General features: G+C 70.5%; 17 protein-coding genes. 4 read left to right on the top strand and 13 right to left on the bottom strand.

Going from position 1 to position 20,752, the window contains the following annotated elements; translation table 11 throughout:
• Positions 1–393: 393 nt before the first annotated feature.
• The 3 genes from AB0I52_RS29860 to thyX all read right to left on the bottom strand — a co-directional run bounded on the left by AB0I52_RS29860 (position 394) and on the right by thyX (position 4,001).
• Positions 394–2,079, bottom strand: a complete 1,686-nt coding sequence (locus tag AB0I52_RS29860; protein ID WP_363077860.1) for a ribonuclease J — start codon at positions 2,077–2,079, stop codon at positions 394–396.
• 132 nt (positions 2,080–2,211) lie between these two features.
• A complete protein-coding gene (dapA, locus tag AB0I52_RS29865) occupies positions 2,212–3,111 on the bottom strand; it encodes a 4-hydroxy-tetrahydrodipicolinate synthase (protein ID WP_363077862.1) in 900 nt (299 codons plus the stop codon).
• A gap of 152 nt (positions 3,112–3,263) precedes the next feature.
• Positions 3,264–4,001, bottom strand: a complete 738-nt coding sequence (gene thyX, locus AB0I52_RS29870) for an FAD-dependent thymidylate synthase (protein WP_363077864.1) — start codon at positions 3,999–4,001, stop codon at positions 3,264–3,266.
• Positions 4,002–4,187: 186 nt separating this feature from the next.
• Here thyX and AB0I52_RS29875 point away from each other — a divergent pair, with 186 nt between their 5' ends.
• Complete coding sequence (locus AB0I52_RS29875) at positions 4,188–4,427, top strand: hypothetical protein (RefSeq protein WP_363077866.1); 240 nt, start codon at positions 4,188–4,190, stop codon at positions 4,425–4,427.
• 94 nt (positions 4,428–4,521) lie between these two features.
• A complete protein-coding gene (locus tag AB0I52_RS29880) occupies positions 4,522–5,073 on the top strand; it encodes a hypothetical protein (RefSeq protein WP_363077868.1) in 552 nt (183 codons plus the stop codon).
• Positions 5,074–5,262: 189 nt separating this feature from the next.
• Here AB0I52_RS29880 and AB0I52_RS29885 read toward each other — a convergent pair whose 3' ends face one another.
• From AB0I52_RS29885 to eccD, 6 genes are all read right to left on the bottom strand, one after another.
• A complete protein-coding gene (locus tag AB0I52_RS29885) occupies positions 5,263–5,748 on the bottom strand; it encodes a hypothetical protein (protein ID WP_363077870.1) in 486 nt (161 codons plus the stop codon).
• Between the two features lie 14 nt (positions 5,749–5,762).
• Positions 5,763–6,515: a 4-hydroxy-tetrahydrodipicolinate reductase gene (dapB, locus tag AB0I52_RS29890; protein ID WP_363077872.1), complete on the bottom strand. Its 753-nt coding sequence runs from the start codon at positions 6,513–6,515 to the stop codon at positions 5,763–5,765.
• Between the two features lie 37 nt (positions 6,516–6,552).
• Positions 6,553–7,932 carry a pitrilysin family protein gene (locus tag AB0I52_RS29895; RefSeq protein WP_363077874.1) on the bottom strand — a complete coding sequence of 460 codons (1,380 nt, stop codon included), beginning with the start codon at positions 7,930–7,932 and terminating at the stop codon, positions 6,553–6,555.
• Entirely contained in the window at positions 7,929–10,145 is a 2,217-nt protein-coding gene (locus AB0I52_RS29900) for a polyribonucleotide nucleotidyltransferase (RefSeq protein ID WP_363077910.1), read from the bottom strand. Before AB0I52_RS29900 ends, AB0I52_RS29895 begins: the two co-directional genes overlap by 4 nt.
• 269 nt (positions 10,146–10,414) lie before the next feature.
• Positions 10,415–10,705 carry a 30S ribosomal protein S15 gene (gene rpsO, locus AB0I52_RS29905; RefSeq protein WP_018551846.1) on the bottom strand — a complete coding sequence of 97 codons (291 nt, stop codon included), beginning with the start codon at positions 10,703–10,705 and terminating at the stop codon, positions 10,415–10,417.
• A 176-nt stretch (positions 10,706–10,881) separates the two neighbouring features.
• Entirely contained in the window at positions 10,882–12,354 is a 1,473-nt protein-coding gene (gene eccD, locus AB0I52_RS29910) for a type VII secretion integral membrane protein EccD (protein WP_363077876.1), read from the bottom strand.
• A gap of 187 nt (positions 12,355–12,541) precedes the next feature.
• Between eccD and eccCa the strand changes: the two genes are divergently transcribed.
• Positions 12,542–16,492, top strand: a complete 3,951-nt coding sequence (eccCa, locus tag AB0I52_RS29915; RefSeq protein WP_363077878.1) for a type VII secretion protein EccCa — start codon at positions 12,542–12,544, stop codon at positions 16,490–16,492.
• A 130-nt stretch (positions 16,493–16,622) separates the two neighbouring features.
• Positions 16,623–16,856: a DUF397 domain-containing protein gene (locus AB0I52_RS29920; protein WP_123462661.1), complete on the top strand. Its 234-nt coding sequence runs from the start codon at positions 16,623–16,625 to the stop codon at positions 16,854–16,856.
• Positions 16,857–16,992: 136 nt separating this feature from the next.
• Here the strand turns inward: AB0I52_RS29920 and AB0I52_RS29925 are convergent, their stop codons facing one another.
• From AB0I52_RS29925 to eccB, 4 genes are all read right to left on the bottom strand, one after another.
• A complete protein-coding gene (locus AB0I52_RS29925; protein WP_363077880.1) occupies positions 16,993–17,298 on the bottom strand; it encodes a WXG100 family type VII secretion target in 306 nt (101 codons plus the stop codon).
• A 47-nt stretch (positions 17,299–17,345) separates the two neighbouring features.
• Positions 17,346–17,696, bottom strand: a complete 351-nt coding sequence (locus AB0I52_RS29930; RefSeq protein WP_363077882.1) for a hypothetical protein — start codon at positions 17,694–17,696, stop codon at positions 17,346–17,348.
• 172 nt (positions 17,697–17,868) lie between these two features.
• The gene (mycP, locus tag AB0I52_RS29935; RefSeq protein ID WP_363077884.1) at positions 17,869–19,083 is read right to left on the bottom strand and encodes a type VII secretion-associated serine protease mycosin; all 1,215 of its coding nucleotides are present in this window, start codon (positions 19,081–19,083) and stop codon (positions 17,869–17,871) included.
• Positions 19,084–19,123: 40 nt separating this feature from the next.
• Positions 19,124–20,674, bottom strand: coding sequence for a type VII secretion protein EccB (eccB, locus tag AB0I52_RS29940; protein WP_363077886.1), 1,551 nt, complete (start codon positions 20,672–20,674; stop codon positions 19,124–19,126).
• Positions 20,675–20,752 lie beyond the last annotated feature (78 nt).

Consider the following 20,752-nt stretch of genomic DNA (forward strand, 5'->3'; position numbering starts at 1 on the left):
AACATTCTCTGAGGCTTTCCTCCGGGCGCTTCCCTTCGGTCTTGCGTTTCCGACTCTATCAGACTCTTTCGTGTCCGATTCCCGGTCGAAGCGGGATTGCTTTCGGGGAATTCGCTTTCGCGCTTTCCCTTTCCAGCGGTTCCAACCTTACCAGACTCAATTTCGTTCCGTTTCCGGTTCGAATTTGATTTCCGGTGGCCGTTGAAGTGGCCTTGCCTTTCGGCGGATCCGACTTTATCAGAACTTCTGAGTCGGAATTTCCATCCTCCGCAGGACGCTCGCTGCGCACGAGTGTGCGCGGCGCTTCCCGGTGAGGCGGAGACGTAAACGTACTGGAGCGGGGCTCCCCGATGCAAATCGGGGGCCCCGCTCCGGAGTTCGCGCCTGTCGGGGTCAGACCTCGACGACGACGGGAAGGATCATCGGACGCCGGCGGTAGGTGTCGGAGACCCACTTGCCCACCGTGCGGCGGACCAGCTGCTGGAGCTGGTGAGGCTCCATCACACCGTCCTGGGCCGACTTGTTGAGTGCGTCCTGGACCTTCGGTACGACCGCGCTGAACGCCGAGTCGTCGATACCGGAGCCCCGGGCCTGGATGTGGGGGCCGCCCACGATCTTGCCGGAGTTGCTGTCGACCACGATGAAGACGGAGATGATCCCCTCGTCGCCGAGGATCCGGCGGTCCTTGAGAGAGGTCTCGGTGACGTCGCCGACCGAGAGGCCGTCCACGTACACATAGCCCGCCTGGACCTTGCCGACGATCTTGGCCTTGCCGTCGATCAGGTCGACGACCACGCCGTCCTCGGCGATGACGATGTGGTCCTTCGGCACGCCGGTGAGGGCGCCCAGTTCGGCGTTGGCCCTGAGGTGGCGCCATTCGCCGTGGACCGGCATCAGGTTCTTCGGCTTGCAGATGTTGTAGAAGTACAGCAGCTCGCCGGCCGAGGCATGGCCCGAGACGTGGACCTTGGCGTTGCCCTTGTGGATGACGTTGGCGCCCCAGCGGGTCAGACCGTTGATCACGCGGTAGACCGCGTTCTCGTTGCCGGGGATCAGCGACGACGCCAGGATGACCGTGTCGCCCTGGACGATACGGATCTGGTGGTCACGGTTGGCCATCCGGGACAGGGCCGCCATCGGCTCGCCCTGCGAACCCGTGCAGACCAGCACGACCTCGTCGTCCGGCAGGTCGTCGAGGGTCTTGACGTCGACGACCAGGCCCGCGGGAACCTTCAGATAACCCAGGTCACGGGCGATACCCATGTTCCGGACCATCGACCGTCCGACGAAGGCGACCCTGCGGCCGTACTCGTGGGCCGCGTCGAGGATCTGCTGGATGCGGTGCACGTGGCTGGCGAAGCTCGCCACGATGATCCGCTTCTGGGCATTGGCGAATACCGTCCGCAGGACGTTCGAGATGTCCCGCTCGGGCGGTACGAAGCCGGGCACCTCCGCGTTGGTCGAGTCGGAGAGCAGCAGGTCGATGCCCTCCTCGCTCAGCCGCGCGAAGGCGTGCAGGTCGGTGAGGCGGCCGTCCAGCGGAAGCTGGTCCATCTTGAAGTCGCCGGTGGCGACGGCCATGCCCGCAGGCGTGCGGATGGCGACCGCGAGGGCGTCCGGGATGGAGTGGTTGACCGCGATGAACTCGCAGTCGAAGACGCCGATGCGCTCGCGCTGGCCCTCCGTGACCTCAAGGGTGTACGGACGGATGCGGTGCTCCTGGAGCTTCGCCTCGATGAGCGCGAGGGTCAGCTTGGAGCCGATCAGCGGGATGTCCGGCTTCAGGCGCAGCAGATACGGGACACCACCGATGTGGTCCTCGTGGCCGTGCGTGAGGACGATGCCCTCGACGTCGTCGAGGCGGTCCCGGATCGTCGTGAAGTCCGGAAGGATCAGGTCGATTCCGGGCTGCTCCTCCTCGGGGAAGAGGACGCCGCAGTCGACGATGAGCAGGCGGCCGCCGTACTCGAAGACCGTCATGTTGCGGCCGATTTCACCGAGGCCGCCGAGCGGGGTGACCCGCAGGCCGCCCTTCGGAAGCTTCGGCGGGGTGCCGAGTTCAGGATGCGGATGACTCAAAAGACTCTCCTTACCACACGCGCCACGTACCGCTTGGGCACGTGGCGCGCATGTCATTCGTGCACTTGCTGTTGTCTTGGGGTGTTGCCCTCTTGCGAGTGTTCTTCGCGTATTCAGTTGTGAAGTCTGTGGTTACAGCTGTACCCCACCGGCGGCGAGATCGATCTTGAGCTGCGCCGTTTCGTGTGCGGAGAGTTCCACCAGGGGGAGCCGCAGCGGGCCGGCGGGCAGACCCTGGAGGGTCAGTGCGGCCTTGGTGGTGATCACGCCCTGGGTGCGGAACATGCCGGTGAAGACGGGCAGCAGCTTCTGGTGGATCTCCGTGGCCTTCTGGACGTCGCCACCGACGAAGGCCTCCAGGAGGGCCCGCAGGTCGGGGGTGACGACATGACCGACGACGGAGACGAGGCCGACCGCGCCGACCGAGAGGAGCGGGAGGTTCAGCATGTCGTCGCCCGAGTACCAGGCCAGGCCCGACTGGGCGATGGCCCAGCTGGCTCGGCCGAGGTCACCCTTGGCGTCCTTGTTGGCCACGATGCGCGGGTGCTCCGCGAGCCTCACGAGCGTCTCTGTGTCGATCGGCACACCGCTGCGGCCGGGAATGTCGTAGAGCATCACCGGCAGACCGGTGGTGTCCGCGATCGCCGTGAAGTGCCGCAGCAGGCCCTCCTGCGGCGGCTTGTTGTAGTACGGCGTCACCGCGAGGAGGCCGTGGGCACCGCTTCGCTCGGCCGTGCGGGCGAGCTCGACGCTGTGGCGGGTGTCGTTGGTCCCGATGCCGGCGACGACGTGCGCCCGGTCTCCCACCGCTTCCAGCACAGCCCTTACGAGCTGGTCTTTCTCCGCGTCGCTGGTGGTCGGGGACTCGCCGGTGGTGCCGTTGATGATCAGGCCGTCGTTGCCTGCGTCCACCAGATGAGTGGCGAGCCGCTGGGCGCCGTCGAGGTCGAGTGCACCGTCCGCCGTGAAGGGCGTGACCATAGCGGTGAGGACCCGCCCGAAGGGGGTCTGCGGAGTGGAGATCGGAGCCATGGGTAACACGCTACTCGTTGCTCGGCGCCGGGTGTCCCCTCGGGGGGACAAGCGATAGGAGCCCGGCACTGCCTGCTCGGGGGTTCAAGCAGTGCCGGGTCCGTTTGATCAGCCTAGATGAACTTCACGAAACGCCGCAATACGGACACCGCCTATGGGGCTACTCGTCCATTTTTGTTGAAGGCTGCATGGGTGAGCGGCATGAGCCCCGCCCAGTGCGCCTCCATCTGCTCGCCGACCATTTCGATCTCGCGCTGCGGGAAGGACGGAACCTTGGCCAGCTCGTGCTGGGTGCGCAGGCCGAGGAAGTGCATCAGCGAGCGGGCGTTGCACGTGGCGTACATCGAGGAGAACAGGCCGACAGGGAGGACCGCGCGGGCCACCTCACGGGCCACCCCCGCGGCGAGCATCTCCTGGTAGGCGTCGTACGCCTGGCGGTACGAGTCCTCCATGACGCGGCCGGTGAGCTCCTGCTGCGCCTCGGTGCCCTCGACGAACTCGTACTTGCCGGGGCGGCCCTGCTGGACGAGCTTGCGGGACTCCCCCGGCACGTAGAAAACCGGTTCCAGCTCCCTGTAGCGGCCCGATTCCTCGTTGTACGACCAGCCGACGCGGTGCCGCATGAACTCGCGGAAGACGAAGATCGGGGCGCTGATGAAGAAGGTCATCGAGTTGTGCTCGAACGGGCTTCCGTGCCGGTCCCGCATCAAGTAGTTGATGAGCCCCTTGGAGCGCTCAGGATCCTTGGTGACCTCCTCCAGGGACTGCTCACCGGCCGTGGAGACACGGGCGGCGAAGAGCACATCGGAGTCGCCTGCGGCATGTTTCACCAGGTCAACGGTGACATCGCTGCGGAAGCTGGGCTTTGCGGGCTCGGGGGTCTCGGTCACCGGCGGGGTCCTTCCAATGGCGTCGCTCGGGCGGCGCCCACTCTACGGGCCGCCACTGACAACGCGGTCGGCACCGGCCTTTCGAGGATTCTTTCGACCAATTCGGCGATTCGGGGCACCGATCGGGCTCGCCATCCGTCTGACTCAGTAGCACCACTCAAAACAGAGTTCAAGGAGAGTTACCTCATGTTCCGCCGGCGTGAAGCCGTCCCGTTCTCGTTCGTGGCCGAGGCCGACCGATTCCGCAGTAACGTCACACCGCCGCCCCGGGAGCGCACCACTGTCTCCCAGCTGGCGGCCCGCAGCCTCGTCGGGTTCGCCGTGATCGCCGGACTCGCCGGATCACTGCTGCTGGGCCTTCCCGCCCTGGCACCCGATCAGTCGCTTTCGCACAGCCAGCAGACCGAGGCAGCACCGGGGCACTGACTCGTACGGGCCCCCTCGGGTGGTACGGGCGGTCACCCCCTCGGTAGCCTCACCGGGCACAGCAATCGAGCGTGCTTGTGAGTGAGGATCAGTCGTGCCCCTGCCCTTCCTGACGGCCGACCGCGCGTTTGACGCGAGCGCTGAGGATGTCGCGCTGCCGTTCGACGACCACGACAGCTGGCGGCGTCCCTACCGCCCCGGACCGTGGCGGGTCGCGGCCGCGGCCACCCTGCTGCTGCTCGCCTCGTTCATCCTGTTCGCGGGGATGATCATCGCGTTCGCCGGGGCCATGCCCGGGGCGGGGGCATGTCTCGCGCTCGCCCTCGCGGTGATCATCTGCGCCCTGCGGATGCTGAGGATCGGCGCCTGGGTGAGCCGGCACGGCGTGCGCCGCGTCGGGTTCTTCCGGACGACGACCGTGCCGTGGAACCGCGCCACCGCGGTCCGTACGGTGCAGCAGCCGGTGAAGTGGCTCGGGTTCCCCCGGACGGTTCAGGGGCAGGCCCTGATCGTCGTACGCAGGGGTGGCGACGCGGTGCCGCCGCTGCTCACGGACTCCAACGCGGACTTCCTGACGCGGAGCGAGGCGTTTGACCGGGCTGCCGACACGATTGAGGCGTGGGGGGACGAGTACCGGCAGCAGTAGGGCCCTGAGGCCTTGCCGTCCGGCGACCGGGGTGTCCCTCAGTCGCCGGGCGGCTGTTTTGTGTCCTCAATCGCCGGACGGCTCAAAGACTGTCCTCAATCGCCGGACGGGCTTGAGGTGCCGGGACCGGATTCAGGTGCCCGGACCGGCTTGAGGTACCGGGACCGGATTCAGGTGCCCGGACGGGGTTCAGGTGCCCGCTGGGTCTCCGGTGCTTGCCTGGCTTGCGGTGCCGGTACGGCGGCTGTGCAGGGCGATCGCCCGTTGCATGGCCTTGCGGGCCCGTGGGGTGTCCCTGGCGTCCTGGTAGGCGACAGCCAGCCGGAACCAGCAGCGCCAATCGTCCGGCGTGTCCTCCGTCTCCGCCTGTCGGCGGACGAACGCCGCGTCGGCGGAGTCGCGGTCGATGCGGCCGCTCGGGGTACGGGCCAGGTCGTCGACCGGCAGCCCGCCCTCCGCGTCGAGTTCGGCGGCCAGGGCGTTGGCCCGCCGGACGAACTGGGTGTTCTTCCAGAGGAACCAGATGCCGATCAGCGGCAGGATCAGCACCGCGATCCCGAAGGTCACCGTGAGCAGCGTGCCGTGCCGGATGAGCAGGACGCCACGGCTGCCGGCCAGGGCGAAGTAGAAGACCAGGACGGCAGCGGTGACGGTGTAGGTGATCTTTGCGCGCATGGCGGTGGGCTCAGTCAGTTCAGGTCGAGGAAGTTTTCCAGGCCGAACGTGAGGCCCGGAGCGGTCGGCACGCGGCGTGCACCGAGCAGGATGCCCGGCATGAAGCTGCTGTGGTGCAGCGAGTCGTGCCGGATGGTGAGGGTCTCGCCCTCGCTCCCGAGCAGCACCTCCTGGTGGGCCAGCAGGCCGCGGAGCCGGACCGAGTGGACCGGGATCCCGTCGACGTCCGCGCCGCGCGCCCCGTCCAGGGCCGTCGTGGTGGCGTCCGGCTGGGGTGCGCTGCCCGCCTCGCGGCGGGCCGCGGCGATGAGCTGGGCGGTGCGGGCGGCGGTGCCGGAGGGCGCGTCGGCCTTGTTCGGGTGGTGGAGCTCGATGACCTCGACCGACTCGAAGTAGCGTGCGGCCTGCTGGGCGAACCTCATGGTGAGGACCGCGCCGATGGAGAAGTTCGGTGCGATGAGCACACCGGTGTCCGGCGAGCCGGAGAGCCAGGTGTTCAGCTGCGCGAGCCGTTCGTCGGTCCAGCCGGTGGTGCCGACCACCGCGTGGATGCCGTGCCGGACGGAGAAGTCGAGGTTCTCCATCACCGAGGCCGGTGTGGTGAGCTCGACGACGACCTGGGCGCCGGTGTCCACGAGGGTCTCCAGCTTGTCGCCGCGGCCGAGTGCGGCCACCAGCTCCAGGTCGTCGGCGGCCTCGACGGCTCGTACCGCCTCGGAGCCGATACGGCCCCCGGCACCGAGAACGGCTACGCGCAGCTTGCTCATGCTTACTTCTTTCGGGTGGGGAGTTGGACGGCAGGCCTCAGGAGACCGACTCGTGCAGACGGTCCGCCTGTTTGTCCTTGAGCGGGCCGATGACCGACAGCGAGGGGCGGTGTCCGAGGACCTCGCCCGCCACCGACCGGACGTCGTCCGGCGTGACCTGCGCGATACGGGCCAGCATGTCGTCGACGGACATCTGCTCGCCCCAGCACAGTTCGCTCTTGCCGATGCGGTTCATCAGCGCGCCGGTGTCCTCCAGCCCGAGGACCGTGGACCCGGCGAGCTGGCCGATGGCGCGGCTGATCTCCTCGTCGTCCAGTCCGTCCGACGCGACACGGTCGAGCTCGTCGCGGCAGATCTTGAGGACGTCGTGGACCTGGCTGGGCCGGCAGCCCGCGTACACGCCGAAGAGTCCGCAGTCCGCGAAGCCCGAGGTGTACGAGTAGACGCTGTAGGCGAGACCTCGCTTCTCCCGCACCTCCTGGAAGAGGCGGGAGCTCATGCCGCCGCCGAGCGCGGTGTTGAGTACGCCCAGCGCCCAGCGGCGCTCGTCCGTGCGGGCCAGTCCCGGCATGCCGAGGACGACGTGGGCCTGCTCGGTCTTGCGGTTCAGGAGCTCGACCCGGCCCGCGGTACGCAGCGTGCGGGAGCCCGCGCGGGGCGCCACCGGGGTGGCGTCGGTGCGGGAGAGCGCTCCGGCCCGCTCGAAGGCCTTGCGGACCTGGCGTACGACCGTGGCGTGGTCGACGTTGCCGGCGGCGGCGACGACGAGGTGCGTGGGGTCGTAGTGCTTCTTGTAGAAGCGGGCGATCTGGCCGCGACTCAGTGCGTTGACCGTGTCGACCGTGCCGAGGACCGGGCGGCCCAGGGGGGTGTCGCCGAGCATCGTGTGCGCGAACAGGTCGTGCACGCAGTCGCCCGGGTCGTCCTCCGTCATCGCGATCTCCTCGAGGATGACGCCGCGTTCGGCGTCGACGTCCTCGGGGGCGATCAGTGAGCCGGTCAGCATGTCGCAGACGACATCGATGGCCAGTGGCAGGTCCGTGTCGAGGACCCGCGCGTAGTAGCAGGTGTACTCCTTCGCCGTGAAGGCGTTCATCTCGCCGCCGACCGCGTCGATGGCGGAGGAGATGTCCAGGGCGCTGCGCTTGTCGGTGCCCTTGAAGAGGAGGTGTTCGAGGTAGTGCGTCGCGCCGTTCAGAGCCGGGGTCTCGTCGCGTGATCCGACGTTGGCCCAGATACCGAAGGTGGCGGAGCGTACGGAGGGCAGGGTCTCGGTGACGATGCGCAGGCCGCCGGGGAGGACCGTGCGGCGGACCGTGCCGATGCCGTTGCTGCCCTTGAGAAGCGTTTGGGTACGGGCGACGGCCCGCGCCTCCGAGGAGGTGCGGGCCGTCGTCACGGAACTACGGGACGTCACTTGGCGGCGTCGTCCTTCGTCTCGTCAGCCTCTTCACCCTCGACGACCGGGATCAGCGAGAGCTTGCCGCGGGAGTCGATCTCGGCGATCTCAACCTGGACCTTGGCACCGACGCCGAGCACGTCCTCGACGTTCTCCACGCGCTTGCCACCGGCGAGCTTGCGGATCTGCGAGATGTGCAGCAGGCCGTCCTTGCCGGGCATCAGGGAGACGAACGCACCGAAGGTGGTGGTCTTGACGACCGTACCCAGGTAGCGCTCGCCGACCTCCGGCATGGTCGGGTTGGCGATCGCGTTGATCGTGGCGCGCGCGGCCTCGGCCTGCGAGCCCTGCTGGGCACCGATGTAGATGGTGCCGTCGTCCTCGATCGTGATGTCGGCGCCGGTGTCCTCCTGGATCTGGTTGATCATCTTGCCCTTGGGGCCGATGACCTCACCGATCTTGTCCACCGGGATCTTGACGGTGATGATCCGCGGGGCGTTGGGGGACATCTCGTCCGGGACGTCGATGGCCTCGTTCATCACATCGAGGATGTGGAGGCGGGCGTCACGGGCCTGCTTCAGCGCGGCGGCCAGGACCGAGGCGGGGATGCCGTCGAGCTTGGTGTCGAGCTGGAGCGCGGTCACGAACTGCTTGGTGCCGGCGACCTTGAAGTCCATGTCACCGAACGCGTCCTCGGCGCCGAGGATGTCGGTGAGGGCGACGTAGTGGGTCTTGCCGTCGATCTCCTGCGAGATCAGGCCCATGGCGATACCGGCGACGGCGGCCTTGAGGGGCACACCGGCGTTCAGCAGCGACATGGTGGAGGCGCAGACCGAGCCCATGGACGTCGAGCCGTTGGAGCCCAGCGCCTCGGAGACCTGGCGGATCGCGTAGGGGAACTCCTCGCGCGACGGCAGCACCGGCACGATGGCGCGCTCGGCGAGCGCACCGTGGCCGATCTCGCGGCGCTTGGGCGAGCCCACGCGGCCGGTCTCACCGACGGAGTACGGCGGGAAGTTGTAGTTGTGCATGTAGCGCTTGCGGGTCACCGGGGAGAGGGTGTCCAGCTGCTGCTCCATGCGGAGCATGTTGAGGGTGGTGACGCCCAGGATCTGGGTCTCGCCACGCTCGAAGAGCGCCGAGCCGTGCACGCGCGGGATGGCCTCGACCTCGGCGGCGAGCGTACGGATGTCCGTGACGCCGCGGCCGTCGATGCGGACCTTGTCCTTGATGACGCGCTCGCGGACCAGCTTCTTGGTCAGCGCGCGGTAGGCACCGGAGATCTCCTTCTCGCGGCCCTCGAAGGCCGGGAGGAGCTTCTCGCCCGCGATCTCCTTGATGCGGTCGAGCTCCGCCTCGCGCTCCTGCTTGCCGGCGATGGTGAGCGCCTTGGCGAGCTCGGTGCTGACGGCCTTGCTGAGCGCCTCCAGGACGTCGTCCTGGTAGTCGAGGAAGACCGGGAACTCACCGGTGGGCTTGGCAGCCTTGGCGGCGAGGTCCGACTGGGCCTTGCAGAGCGCCTTGATGAAGGGCTTCGCGGCTTCGAGACCGGCGGCGACGACCTCTTCGGTCGGGGCCTCGGCACCGTCCTGGACGAGCTGGATGGTCTTCTCGGTGGCCTCGGCCTCGACCATCATGATCGCGACGTCGCCGTCCTCCAGGACGCGACCGGCGACGACCATGTCGAAGACGGCGTCCTCGAGCTCGGTGTGCGTCGGGAAGGCGACCCACTGGCCCTTGATCAGGGCGACGCGGGTGGCGCCGATGGGGCCGGAGAAGGGCAGGCCCGCCAGGATCGTGGAAGCGGAGGCGGCGTTGATCGCGACCACGTCGTACAGGTGGTCGGGGTTGAGCGCCATGATCGTCTCGACGATCTGGATCTCGTTGCGCAGGCCCTTCTTGAAGGAGGGGCGCAGCGGGCGGTCGATCAGGCGGCAGGTGAGGATCGCGTCCTCGGAGGGGCGGCCCTCCCGGCGGAAGAAGGAGCCGGGGATCTTGCCGGCGGCGTACTGCCGCTCCTCGACGTCCACCGTGAGGGGGAAGAAGTCGAGCTGGTCCTTGGGCCGCTTGGAAGCGGTGGTGGCCGACAGCACCATGGTGTCGTCGTCCAGGTACGCGACGGCGGAGCCGGCGGCCTGCTTGGCCAGGCGGCCCGTCTCGAAGCGGATGGTGCGGGTACCGAAGGTTCCGTTGTCGATAACGGCCTCGGCGTAGTGGGTCTCGTTCTCCACTAGTGTTTTCTCCATACTCGTCGTCTTTCGTCCTGTCGCCCGTGTGGCGGAGGACGGTGCGGAGAGGCGCACCGTGTGTGCGGGGCCGGTCTTCGATCGAAGCTCCCGGGCGTTGTCCCGGGGGCCACTACCGAGGACCGGCGGCGGCCGTGTGGCGCCTCTCCTCGTCTGGTGTTGTACGTCCAGGTTACTGAGCTTGACCCCAGTCCCGCACGTACGGCAAAGGGAGCGGCCCCTGGATGTGGGCACCGCTCCCTTTCACAGCGTCTTTACTTGGCGCCGCCGGCCGCGCCACGGCGGATGCCGAGGCGGTCGACGAGCGCACGGAAGCGCTGGATGTCCTTCTTGGCCAGGTACTGCAGAAGGCGGCGACGCTGGCCGACCAGGATCAGCAGACCACGACGGGAGTGGTGGTCGTGCTTGTGCGTCTTGAGGTGCTCGGTCAGGTCCGAGATGCGGCGGGAGAGCATGGCCACCTGAACCTCGGGGGAACCGGTGTCGCCCTCCTTCTGCGCGAACTCGGTCATGATCTGCTTCTTCGTAGCGGCGTCGAGCGGCACGCGGTACTCCTCTAGGTGTTCGATGCGCTCACGAGTGCCCCTGGTCTTGATCTCAGGGGGGCTTGAGTGACTCGGGAGCGAAGGTCCGATGAGCGCAGCTCCCAGAACGAACCGGGAACGCGTACACAAACGGCCACAGCCAGACTACCAGCCGTTCGGAGCGCTTCCGACGGGCCTCAACCGGTGAGGGCCCTGGCCCTGGCGAAGACGTCGAGAACCGCCAGGCAGAGCGGGACCAGGGAGAGCAGGAGCGCGCTCTCGGCCAGGTCCAGGAGCCGGCCCCAGAACGGGGAGAGGCCCTTGCGCGGTACGACCAGGGCGACCGTGGTGAGCAGGGCGGCGCCGGCCGCGACGGCTGCGGAGAGCCACATCGTACGGAGGTCGAGGGAGCCACGGTCGCCGTACCGGGTCAGCTCCTCCAGCAGATCGGCGGGCGGGTTCAGCGCGAGGCCGATGACCAGCAGGGCGACCGCGCCGATGCCCGCCGCCAGCAGGCAGACGACCTGCGAGGTGTAGCGGAAGAGCCGGGCGCGCAGCAGCAGCGCGAGTCCTGCCGCCAGGGCGAGCAGCCGGCCCCAGGCGCTGTCGGAGAGACCGAGCACGGCCGCGGCCGCGACGACGACGGCCGCGCACCCGCCGACCAGGCCGAGCAGCAGCTCGTGCCCGCGGCGGGCCCGGTCCGCGATGCCCTCGGCGTCGACGGCCGGGCCCGGGGTGAGCGGCCCGGTGTCCGGGGAGGAGGAGTGGCCGCCCGGGGCGGAGCGCGGCGCGGCGTATCCGATGGGCAGCCGGGCGAAGCGGGCGGAGAGGCCGGGCAGGAAGGCGACGAGGCCGAGGCCGAGCGGGGCGCAGACGGCGGCGGCCCTGGTGGCGGAGGTCTCGGTGAGTATCGCGGCGAAGGCCGCCAGGGTGCCCACGGTGGCGAGGAGGACCGTCGCGACGAACGGGGCGTCGCCGCTCGGGATCAGGGCGACCAGGACGACGGAGGCGATCAGCACGGCGACGCAGCCGAGCAGGAACTGCAGCCTGCCGGCGCCCTGGCCGGCGTCCGGCCCGATGATGCCGGAGCCCGCGACGAGGACGAGGGGAAGTGCGCCGAGGCCGGCGGCGACGGCGGCGCCGCGGTCCGCGTAGACCCGGGCGCGTACCCCCGCGAAGGCGGTGAGCAGCACGCCCGCGGCGCCGGCGACGACGGCGGGCAGCCCGTGCGTGTCGTGGCGGACCGGGTCGGCGGACCAGAGGAGGAAGCCGAGCAGGACGAACAGCGTGACGGCGCCTGCCAGTCCGGCGCCGCGCAGCAGGTCGTCGCTCCAGAGGTGGCGGTCGCGGCCGACGGCCGAGGCGACGGCGTCGGAGACGTCGTCGAAGACGGCGGGCGGCAGGGAGTGCGCGAAGGGGCGCAGCAGCAGGAGTTCGCCGTCCAGGACGTGCTGCGCGGCGAGGGTCCGGGCGCCGTCGAGGACCGTGCCGTCACGGCGTACGAGGTGGTGTCCGGTGGGGGTGCCGGCCGCCTGGGTCCGGCCGGTGAGGCGGAGGATCTCCGGGTGGATGTCGGCGACGGCGATGTCCTGGGGCAGTGCGACGTCGATCCGGCTGTCGGGCGCCACGACAGTGACACGGCAGAAGCCGGTCGCCGCAGTCGTACTCACGTGTCTGGTCCCCCTGATTCGCGGTCGCGCACCGTGCGCGCGCCACCCTACCGGGAGGGGGGAAGGGCCCTCGGCACGTAGGATCACCGTCGCGCGGAGGCCAGTCCGCGAGCAGAGGCAGCCACGGGGGCGCCGGTGCGGATCCACCCGGCCCTTCGCCCGTCCGCACTGAGGGATTGATGTTCCGGTGAGCCAGATCGTCGTGAAGCGACCGCCGCGGTCCCTGCCGCCGGAAGTTCCCACGGACGAGTTGATGTTGACGGCGCCTCCCGAACTGCCGCGCGGGCGGCAGGAGGGCCTGTTGACGCAGCTCCTTCCGGTGCTGGGCATGGGTTCCTCGGTGGTCTTCTTCTTCTCGCCGCAGGCTCCCCCGTTCATGCGGGTCATGGGTGTGCTGATGCTGGTGTCAACCGTCGGCCTGGCCGTCGCGCAGCTGGTGCGTCACCGGCGGGGCTCGCGGGGGCAGTCGGCGGATGTCCGGCGTGACTACCTCAAGTACCTGGCGAGGACGCGGCTCGTGGTGCGCGGGACCGCGCGGGCCCAACGGGACGCGCGGTTGTATCTGCATCCCGCTCCCGAGCAGCTGTGGTCGGTGGTCGCCGAGGGCGGCCGGGTGTGGGAACGGCGGATCGGCGACGAGGACTTCGGCGAGGTGCGGCTCGGGCTCGGGAGGCAGCGGCTGGCGACCCCGCTGTCGGCGCCGGACACCGCTGCGCCGGATGAGCTGGAACCGCTGTGCGCGGACGCGATGCGGCGGTTCCTGGCGGTGCACGGCTCGTTGGACGGGCTGCCGGTGGCCGTCTCGCTGCGGGCGTACTGCCGTGTGACGGTCTGCGGGCCGCCGGAGACGGCGCAGTCAGTCGCGCGGGCGGTGGTGGCCCAGCTGGTGACGCTGCACTCCCCCGAAGACCTGGTGGTCGCGGTGGTGGCGGGGCCCGGTGCGGTGGCGCGCTGGGAGTGGACGAAGTGGCTGCCGCACGTGCAGGTGCCCGGTCAGGTCGACGGGGCAGGTTCGAAGCGGCTGTTCGGGACCGGCCCGGGGGAGGTCGAGCTGTTGCTGGCGCCCTGGCTGGAGGGGCGGTCGCGGTTCGGCCGGGAGGCCCGGCCGCTGCTGGACCGGCCGCACGTCGTGGTGGTCCTGGACGGCGCATCGGTGCCGCCGGACTCGCTGTTCGCCGCGGCCGGGGGGCTGCAGGGCGTGACGGTCGTCGAGGTGGTGCCGGGCGAGCCCGGCAGGCCGCGCGAGGGTCTGTCCGTGGTGGCGCGGCCCGGCCTGCTGCGGCTGGAGTCCGGTGCGGGGCCCGCGTACGAAGGGGTGCCGGACGGCATCTCGCTGCCGGCGGCCGAGGCGCTGGCCCGGCAGCTGGCGCCGCTCAGGACGGGCGGGGGCGACGACGACGAACCACTGCTGGACGATCTGGACTTCACCGATCTGCTGGATCTGGGTGACGCGGGTTCCGTCGACGGGGCGCACGGCCGTCGGCCGCGCCCGGTCTCCGAGCGGCTGCGGGTGCCGATCGGGGTCGGCGAGGACGGTCTGCCGGTGATGCTGGACCTCAAGGAGTCGGCGCAGGACGGCATGGGGCCGCACGGGCTCTGTGTCGGCGCGACGGGTTCCGGGAAGTCGGAGCTGCTGCGGACGCTGGTGCTGGGGCTCGCGGTCACGCACTCCTCCGAGACGCTGAACTTCGTGCTCGCGGACTTCAAGGGCGGTGCGACGTTCGCCGGTATGTCGCGCCTGCCGCATGTGGCCGCGGTCATCACCAACCTGGCCGACGACCTGACGCTGGTCGACCGGATGGGCGACGCGATCCGCGGTGAGCTGCGGCGGCGCCAGGAGCTGCTGCGCTCGGCGGGCAACTACGCGGGCGTCCACGAGTACGAGCGGGCGCGGGCGGCGGGTGCGGCGCTGGAACCGCTGGCCTCACTGGTCCTGGTCATCGACGAGTTCTCCGAACTGCTCACCGCGAAGCCCGACTTCATCGACATGTTCATCCAGATCGGCCGGATCGGGCGTTCGCTGGGGGTGCATCTGCTGCTGGCCTCGCAGCGGCTGGAGGAGGGAAGGCTGCGGGGTCTGGAGACGTATCTCTCGTACCGGATCGGGCTGCGGACGTTCTCGGCCGAGGAGTCGCGCACCGCGCTGGGGGTGCCGGACGCCTGTCACCTGCCGCCCGTGCCCGGCTCCGGCTACCTCAGGACGGGTACGGACGGGATGACGCGGTTCAAGGCGGCGTACGTGTCGGGAACGTACCGCCCCGGTGGTCCCGCTCTGCCCTCGGGGCCGCTTCCGGCCGAGCGGCGGGCCGCGGTGTTCAGCGCGCTGCCGGTGCCGGTGCGGTACGCGGCGCCAGACCCGGCGCCCGCGCCGGCCGCCGCCGGGAGCGACGCGCTCGCCGACACCGTCCTCGACGTGATCGTGCGCCGGCTGGAGGGGCAGGGGCCGCCCGCCCACCAGGTGTGGCTGCCGCCGCTGGACCGGGCTCCGACGCTGGATCAGCTGCTGCCGGGGCTCGCGGCGGGCGGGGAGCGCGGGTTCACCGCCACGGAGTACGGGCGGCCCGGCGCGCTGGCCGTCCCCCTCGGTCTGGTCGACAAGCCGTTCGAGCAGCGGCGCGAGGTGCTGTACCTGGACTTCTCGGGCGCCGCGGGGCACCTGATGGTGGTCGGCGGTCCGCGGTCCGGCAAGTCGACGCTGCTGCGTACGCTGATCGCGTCGTTCGCGCTCACCCACACCCCGGGTGAAGCGCAGTTCTACGGAATCGACTTCGGTGGCGGCGGGCTCGCCTCGCTGGCGGATCTGCCGCATGTCGGGGGCATGGCCGCGCGGCTGGACCCGGAGCGGGTACGGCGTACGGTCGCCGAGGTGGCGGGGGTGCTGGCCGGGCGCGAGGAGTTCTTCCGCGCCCACTCGATCGACTCCGTCGCCGCCTACCGGCGCAGGCGCGCACTCGGTGAGCTGCCGGGCGAGGCGTGGGGCGACGTCTTCCTGGTCATCGACGGCTGGAGCGGACTGCGCACCGAGCACGAGGGCCTGGAGCAGGTCATCACCGACATCGCGGCGCGCGGCCTCGGCTACGGCGTCCATGTCGTCCTCTCCGTCACCCGCTACCTGGAGGTGCGCGCCGCACTCAAGGACCAGATCCTCGGGCGGCTCGAACTGCGGCTCGGCGATGTCATGGACTCCGAGTTCGACCGCGGGGTCGCCGCCCTGGTTCCGGCCGGGGTGCCCGGCCGTGGCCAGGTGGCGGAGAAGCTGCACTTCATGGGTGCGCTGCCGCGTATCGACTCCGTGTCCGGCGCGGCGGATCTGGCCGGCGGCACGGCCGCGCTGACCGCGGCGGTGCGGGCGGGCTGGACGGGTGCGCCGGCCCCGGCCGTACGGCTGCTGCCGCGCAGGCTGCCGGCGGAGCGGCTGCCGAAGGGGTTCGAGTTCCCTGACCGGGGCATCGCGATCGGTATCGGCGAGACGGATCTGGAGCCGGTGTTCGTCGACTTCGACACCGACCCCTTCTTCCTGGTCTTCGGCGAGAGCGAGTCGGGCAAGTCCAATCTGCTGCGCCTGATCGCGAAACAGATCGCGGAGCGCTACTCCCCCGACGAGGCCAGGTTCGTCGTCGGTGACTACCGGCGGTCGCTGCTGGGCGCGCTGCCGGAGAGCCATCTGCTGGAGTACGCGCCGACGGCGAGCGCGCTGCGGACGCACATGGAGGCGCTGGCCGGGGTGTTCGCGCGCAGGCAGCCCCCGGCGGATGTCAGTCCGCGGCAGTTGCGCGACCGCAGCTGGTGGACCGGTCCGCGGATCTTCGTCCTCGTCGACGACTACGACCTGGTGGCGACGGGCGCGGGCGGTCCGCTGGCCCCGCTGGCGGAGTATCTGCCCTTCGCCCGGGACACCGGGGTGTGTTTCGTCATCGCGCGCGGTTCGGCGGGGGCCTCGCGCTCCATGTACGAGGCGTTCATGCAGCGGATCAAGGAGCTGGGCGCACAGGGGGTGGTGCTGTCCGGTGATCCGGCCGAGGGCGATCTGATCGGGGCGGTGCGCGGACGTCCGATGCCGCCGGGACGCGGGTACTTCGCCACCCGGCGCCGGGGGAACCCGCTGGTGCAGACCGGGCGGCTGCCGGAGCGCGGCTGACGCGGTGCGGTGCGGTGCGTGAGAGCACAGAAGTGTGTCGCGCGCTGCGGAACGGCTGACGGGATCCCTCGTCGGCACGGGCCCTGTACCGTGCCGTACAGAGCCACCGTACGGAGAGGAACCCTTGACGATGGGCACGCAGGCGGAGAAGGACGAGCTGTACGCACTCGACATCTCGGGGGTGGAATGGCTGAGTGCGCCCGGCACGGAAGAGGCCGAGGAGCGCGTCGAGATCGCGCATCTGCCGGGCGGAGCAGTGGCGATGAGGTCCTCGCTGGATCCGGAGACCGTGCTGCGCTACACCGAGGCCGAGTGGCGCGCCTTCGTACTGGGCGCCCGGGACGGCGAGTTCGACCTCACATAGCGGAGCGGAACGGCGGGGCGGTCGTGCGACGGCGCACCGAGGTCGCCGTCGCCGTACGCACAATGGGCACGTTCGGGTGAACGTGCCCATTGCCGTGTGTGCCTGTCGCGTCCGCGCGGCCGGTGCCGGTACGTGGTCAGTACGCCTCGGTGAACAGCCGGGAGGACTTGAGGTCCGTGAACCGGTAGTGGTCCTTGCCGGACTCGACGATCCTGGCCACCCGCTCCAGGCGGTTCTTCATGTCGTCGGCCCTGCCCCGGTACTTGTTCTGGAGCGTCACGTACGCGCTGTGCGCCTCACCGTCCCAGGTGTCGGTGACGACGCTGAGCGCGGCGTCCATCTCTTCGAGGTCGCGGCAGATGTTCTGCGACACCGCGCGGATGCGGTTGGCCATCTCCTGGACGCTCTCGTACCTGACCTTGGTGTGCGGGTCGTGGCCCATCCGGCTTCTCCTTCGTGCTCGCTGTGGATGCTGTGCGGTGGCGCGGTTCAGACGCCGTTCAGCCCCGAGGTGCCGGCCGGAGCGGCCGGTTCCCTCACCGAGTTGAAGGCCGTGCGGACCTCCTCGTCGTTGGCGTTGCTGAGGTTCCTGGTCGTGCCCACGGCGTGGTGCAGCACATTGAGGAGGCGGCGGATGCCGTCGTGGTCCTCGTTGATCACGAGCTGCGCGGAGGTGAATCCCGAGGCGCCGGCGCCGGTCCATCCCGCACCGGCCGTCGCGAGGATGTCGGCCAGTTCCCTGGACTGTCTGGACACCGCCTCGGCCGTGTTGATGATCTTGTTCTTGGCCTGGACGATCGGATCGTCGGCGAGTCCGAAACCGCCTGTGGGGCTGGTCATCCGGAGGTCCTGTCTCTCGGTTCGCAGACCTGTCCGCCGAGCGCGGCCAGGTAGCCGGTACGTGAAGTCCCGTATCGGTCCGGCCATTTCACCATCTCCGCCCGACTGCGGCTTTTGCACGGAAACCCGTCTTGACGCGCCTTGACGTGCTCGGGCGCCCTTGACGTGTGCCCTACCGGGCGCGCGGGCCCCGGCGTCGGCGGACGTCGCGCAGAACCGTCGCGGCGGCGGCCACCACGCCGACGAGTACGGCCGCGGTCGCCAGCGCGTAGGCCGCGTACCGCCTGCTCCGCTCCTGCGGGGTTTCCGATATCGGCAGATGCGCGGGTTCGGGGGCCTGGGCCCTGGCGGGGGGCGGATCCGGATGGGGCGCGTCCTGCGGGGCGTCGTCGCCGGACAGGGCGCGCACCGGGTCGACGACGCCCCAGCCGACGAAGTCGTCGTGGCCGTTGACGGAGCGCTCGGCGGTCTGCTCGATCCGGGCGACGATCTGCGCCGCCGTCCAGGACGGGTACTTGGCGCGCATCAGGGCGGCGACCCCGGTGACGTAGGGCGCGGAGAAGCTGGTGCCGTTGTCGGTGCACTGGCCGTTGCCGGGGACGGTGGAGACGATGTCGACGCCGGGCGCGGCGACCCCGACGAACTCCCCGGCCTGGGAGAAGGGGGCGCGCTCGTTGTTGCGGTCGGACGCGGCGACGGCGAGGACACCGTCGAAGGCGGCCGGGTAGGTGCGCTTCGGCCGGCCGTCCATGCCGTCGTTGCCCGCGGAGGCGACCACCACGATGTCCCTGCCGATCGCCCTGGCCACGGCCCGGCCCAGCACCGAGTCCTCGGTCAGCGGCCGGGTGGTGTCCTGGGAGATGTTGATGACCCCGGCCCCCTTCGCGATCGCGTGGTCGATCGCGGCGGCCATCGTGGTGTCCTTGCCGCTGTTCCTCTCGTCGTTCTGGCGGATCGGGATGATGGTGGCCTCCGGGGCCAGGCCGACGAATCCGGTGCCGCCGCGGGGGCGGGCGGCGATGATGCCCGCCACCTTGGTGCCGTGGCCGACCTGGTCGACGGTGCCGTCGGTGCCGCCGCCCCGCAGGAGGTCGGCGCCCGCGGCGCCGTCCACGGCCGAGGTGAGCTGCGGGTTGGTGTCGTCCACCCCGGTGTCGATGACGGCGACGCGCACGCCCTTGCCCCTGGTGTCCTGCCACAGCTCGTCCAGGAGTACGCGCTGGAGCGGCCAGGGGCGGCCCTCGAACTGCTTCTTCATCGGGAAGGTGCACACGCCGCCGCCGTCCATGCGCAGGTCGCCGCCGCCCGGTTCGGCGTACGCGGCCGACGGCCCCGCGAATGCTGCCGCGGCGGCCGCCAGCAGGACCGTCTTCCGGTACGGCGTCATCTTCTCCCCGTGCACTTCCGTTGCCGCCCGCCCCGGACCGTCAGGACCCCTGCGGCCGGCGGGCGCTGTTGGTGTCGAGCCGGGGACCCCTGGACAGGAAGTCCGACCACTCGATCGGGACGAGGGCGGGTGTCACCTTCCCGTATCCGAGCCGGATCTGCGCCTCGCTCGGTTCGGGGCGGCCGTCCGGCCCGTCCGCCGCGGCGCCGGTGCCGATGCCGGAACGCTCGGCGTCGCTGTCGCCGTTCGCCTGAACCGCGTACCGCAGTCCGGTGTCGGTCACCAGGAAGAGTGATCCGTCCGGGCTGGTCTGCCGGCCCCGGACCTGGGTGTAGAGCAGGCCGCTGCCCGGAGTGACGTACGTGCTCGTGCCGCCCGCTCCGACGGGGGCGGGGTACGAGGTGCCCGCCCAGGTGCTCAGCGTCGTCACGCCGCTGCCGTCCGTCTTGCGCAGCACATTGCAGACGGTGTCGCGGCCGGAGTTCCCGGCGTCGGTGGCGTTGACCCGGTCGGCCCGGTGCGCCGGCCAGTGCGCCGCCTGACCGGTGAAGGGGGCGGGGTCGGGCACGAAGTCCTGGAGGCCGACGGCGCGGGCCTCGCCGGCCAGGTCGAGGGCGGCGGTCTGCGGGGAGTTGATCAGCAGCCAGGCGGTGAACTCGGAGACCGGCCGGACCTTCCCGCCGAGGACGACGTAGTACGCGGTGCCCTCTCCGTTCCGGGTCCGCAGCACCGTGCCGATCCGGTTCTCCCGCGCGGAGAGCCTTCCTTCGACGTGCGCCGGGGCGCCGGCGTCGCCTGGGATCCGGGGGAAGGCGATCGGGCTGCCGTCGTGCAGGGTGGCCAGCCAGTCGTCGGTGACGGGCTGCGGCCGGGCGCTGCCGACGAGGGCACTCGTCAGGTGGCCGAGGTCGGCGGCGGTCTCGTCGATGCGGTACTTGGTACCGCGGGCGTCGACGAGGTAGCGGGTCCGGTCCTGGCCCCTGACGTAGAGCATCTGGGCGCCGGTGAGCCTGTTCGCGCCCTCCATCAGCCCGTTGTCCCGTCCGGCGAGGACGAAGACGGCCTTCTGCACGGTGTTGCCCCTGCCGCCCGGCTGCACGCACACGGCCCAGCGCTTCGCGGTACCCGCGTCCTCGGCCTCGGGCAGCCGGTCGGGGGCGTACGGAATGCCGAGGACCGGTCCGCGCGGGGGCTTTCCCGCGTCCAGGATGTCGTCGGCGACCTGTACGACGTCATAGCTCTGGGGGGTGAGCAGCAGCCTGGCCGACGCGAGGTTCAGCACGGGGTGCAGCAGGGTCTTGCCGGCCTTGCCCCGGCCGGTGGTCAGCACCACGTAGCGGGTGGTCGACTTCTTTCCGACGATCACGTTGGTGCCGGGCCGGTCCCAGCCCGTGGGGGCGGTCGGCCTGAACATGCCGAAGGCGCCGAAGCCCGCGAGGATCAGTGCCCCGGCGACCATGCTCGGCAGGACGGCGCGCAGCGGGCGCGGGGCGCCCTCGTCGGAGCCGGTCGGTGAGGGCCGCAGGAAGGCCGCCACCGTGCGCCGCTTCGCGAATGTGTACGCGTTGAGCTCGTCCCGCCGCGATGCCATGAGTCCGTCCGTCCCCCGTGCTCTCCCCGCGTGGCGCCGTGGGCGGCCGCGTCCGACGCCCCGCACCGGGCCTCCGCC

Source organism: Streptomyces sp. NPDC050423, assembly GCF_040655445.1.
GTDB lineage: Bacteria > Actinomycetota > Actinomycetes > Streptomycetales > Streptomycetaceae > Streptomyces.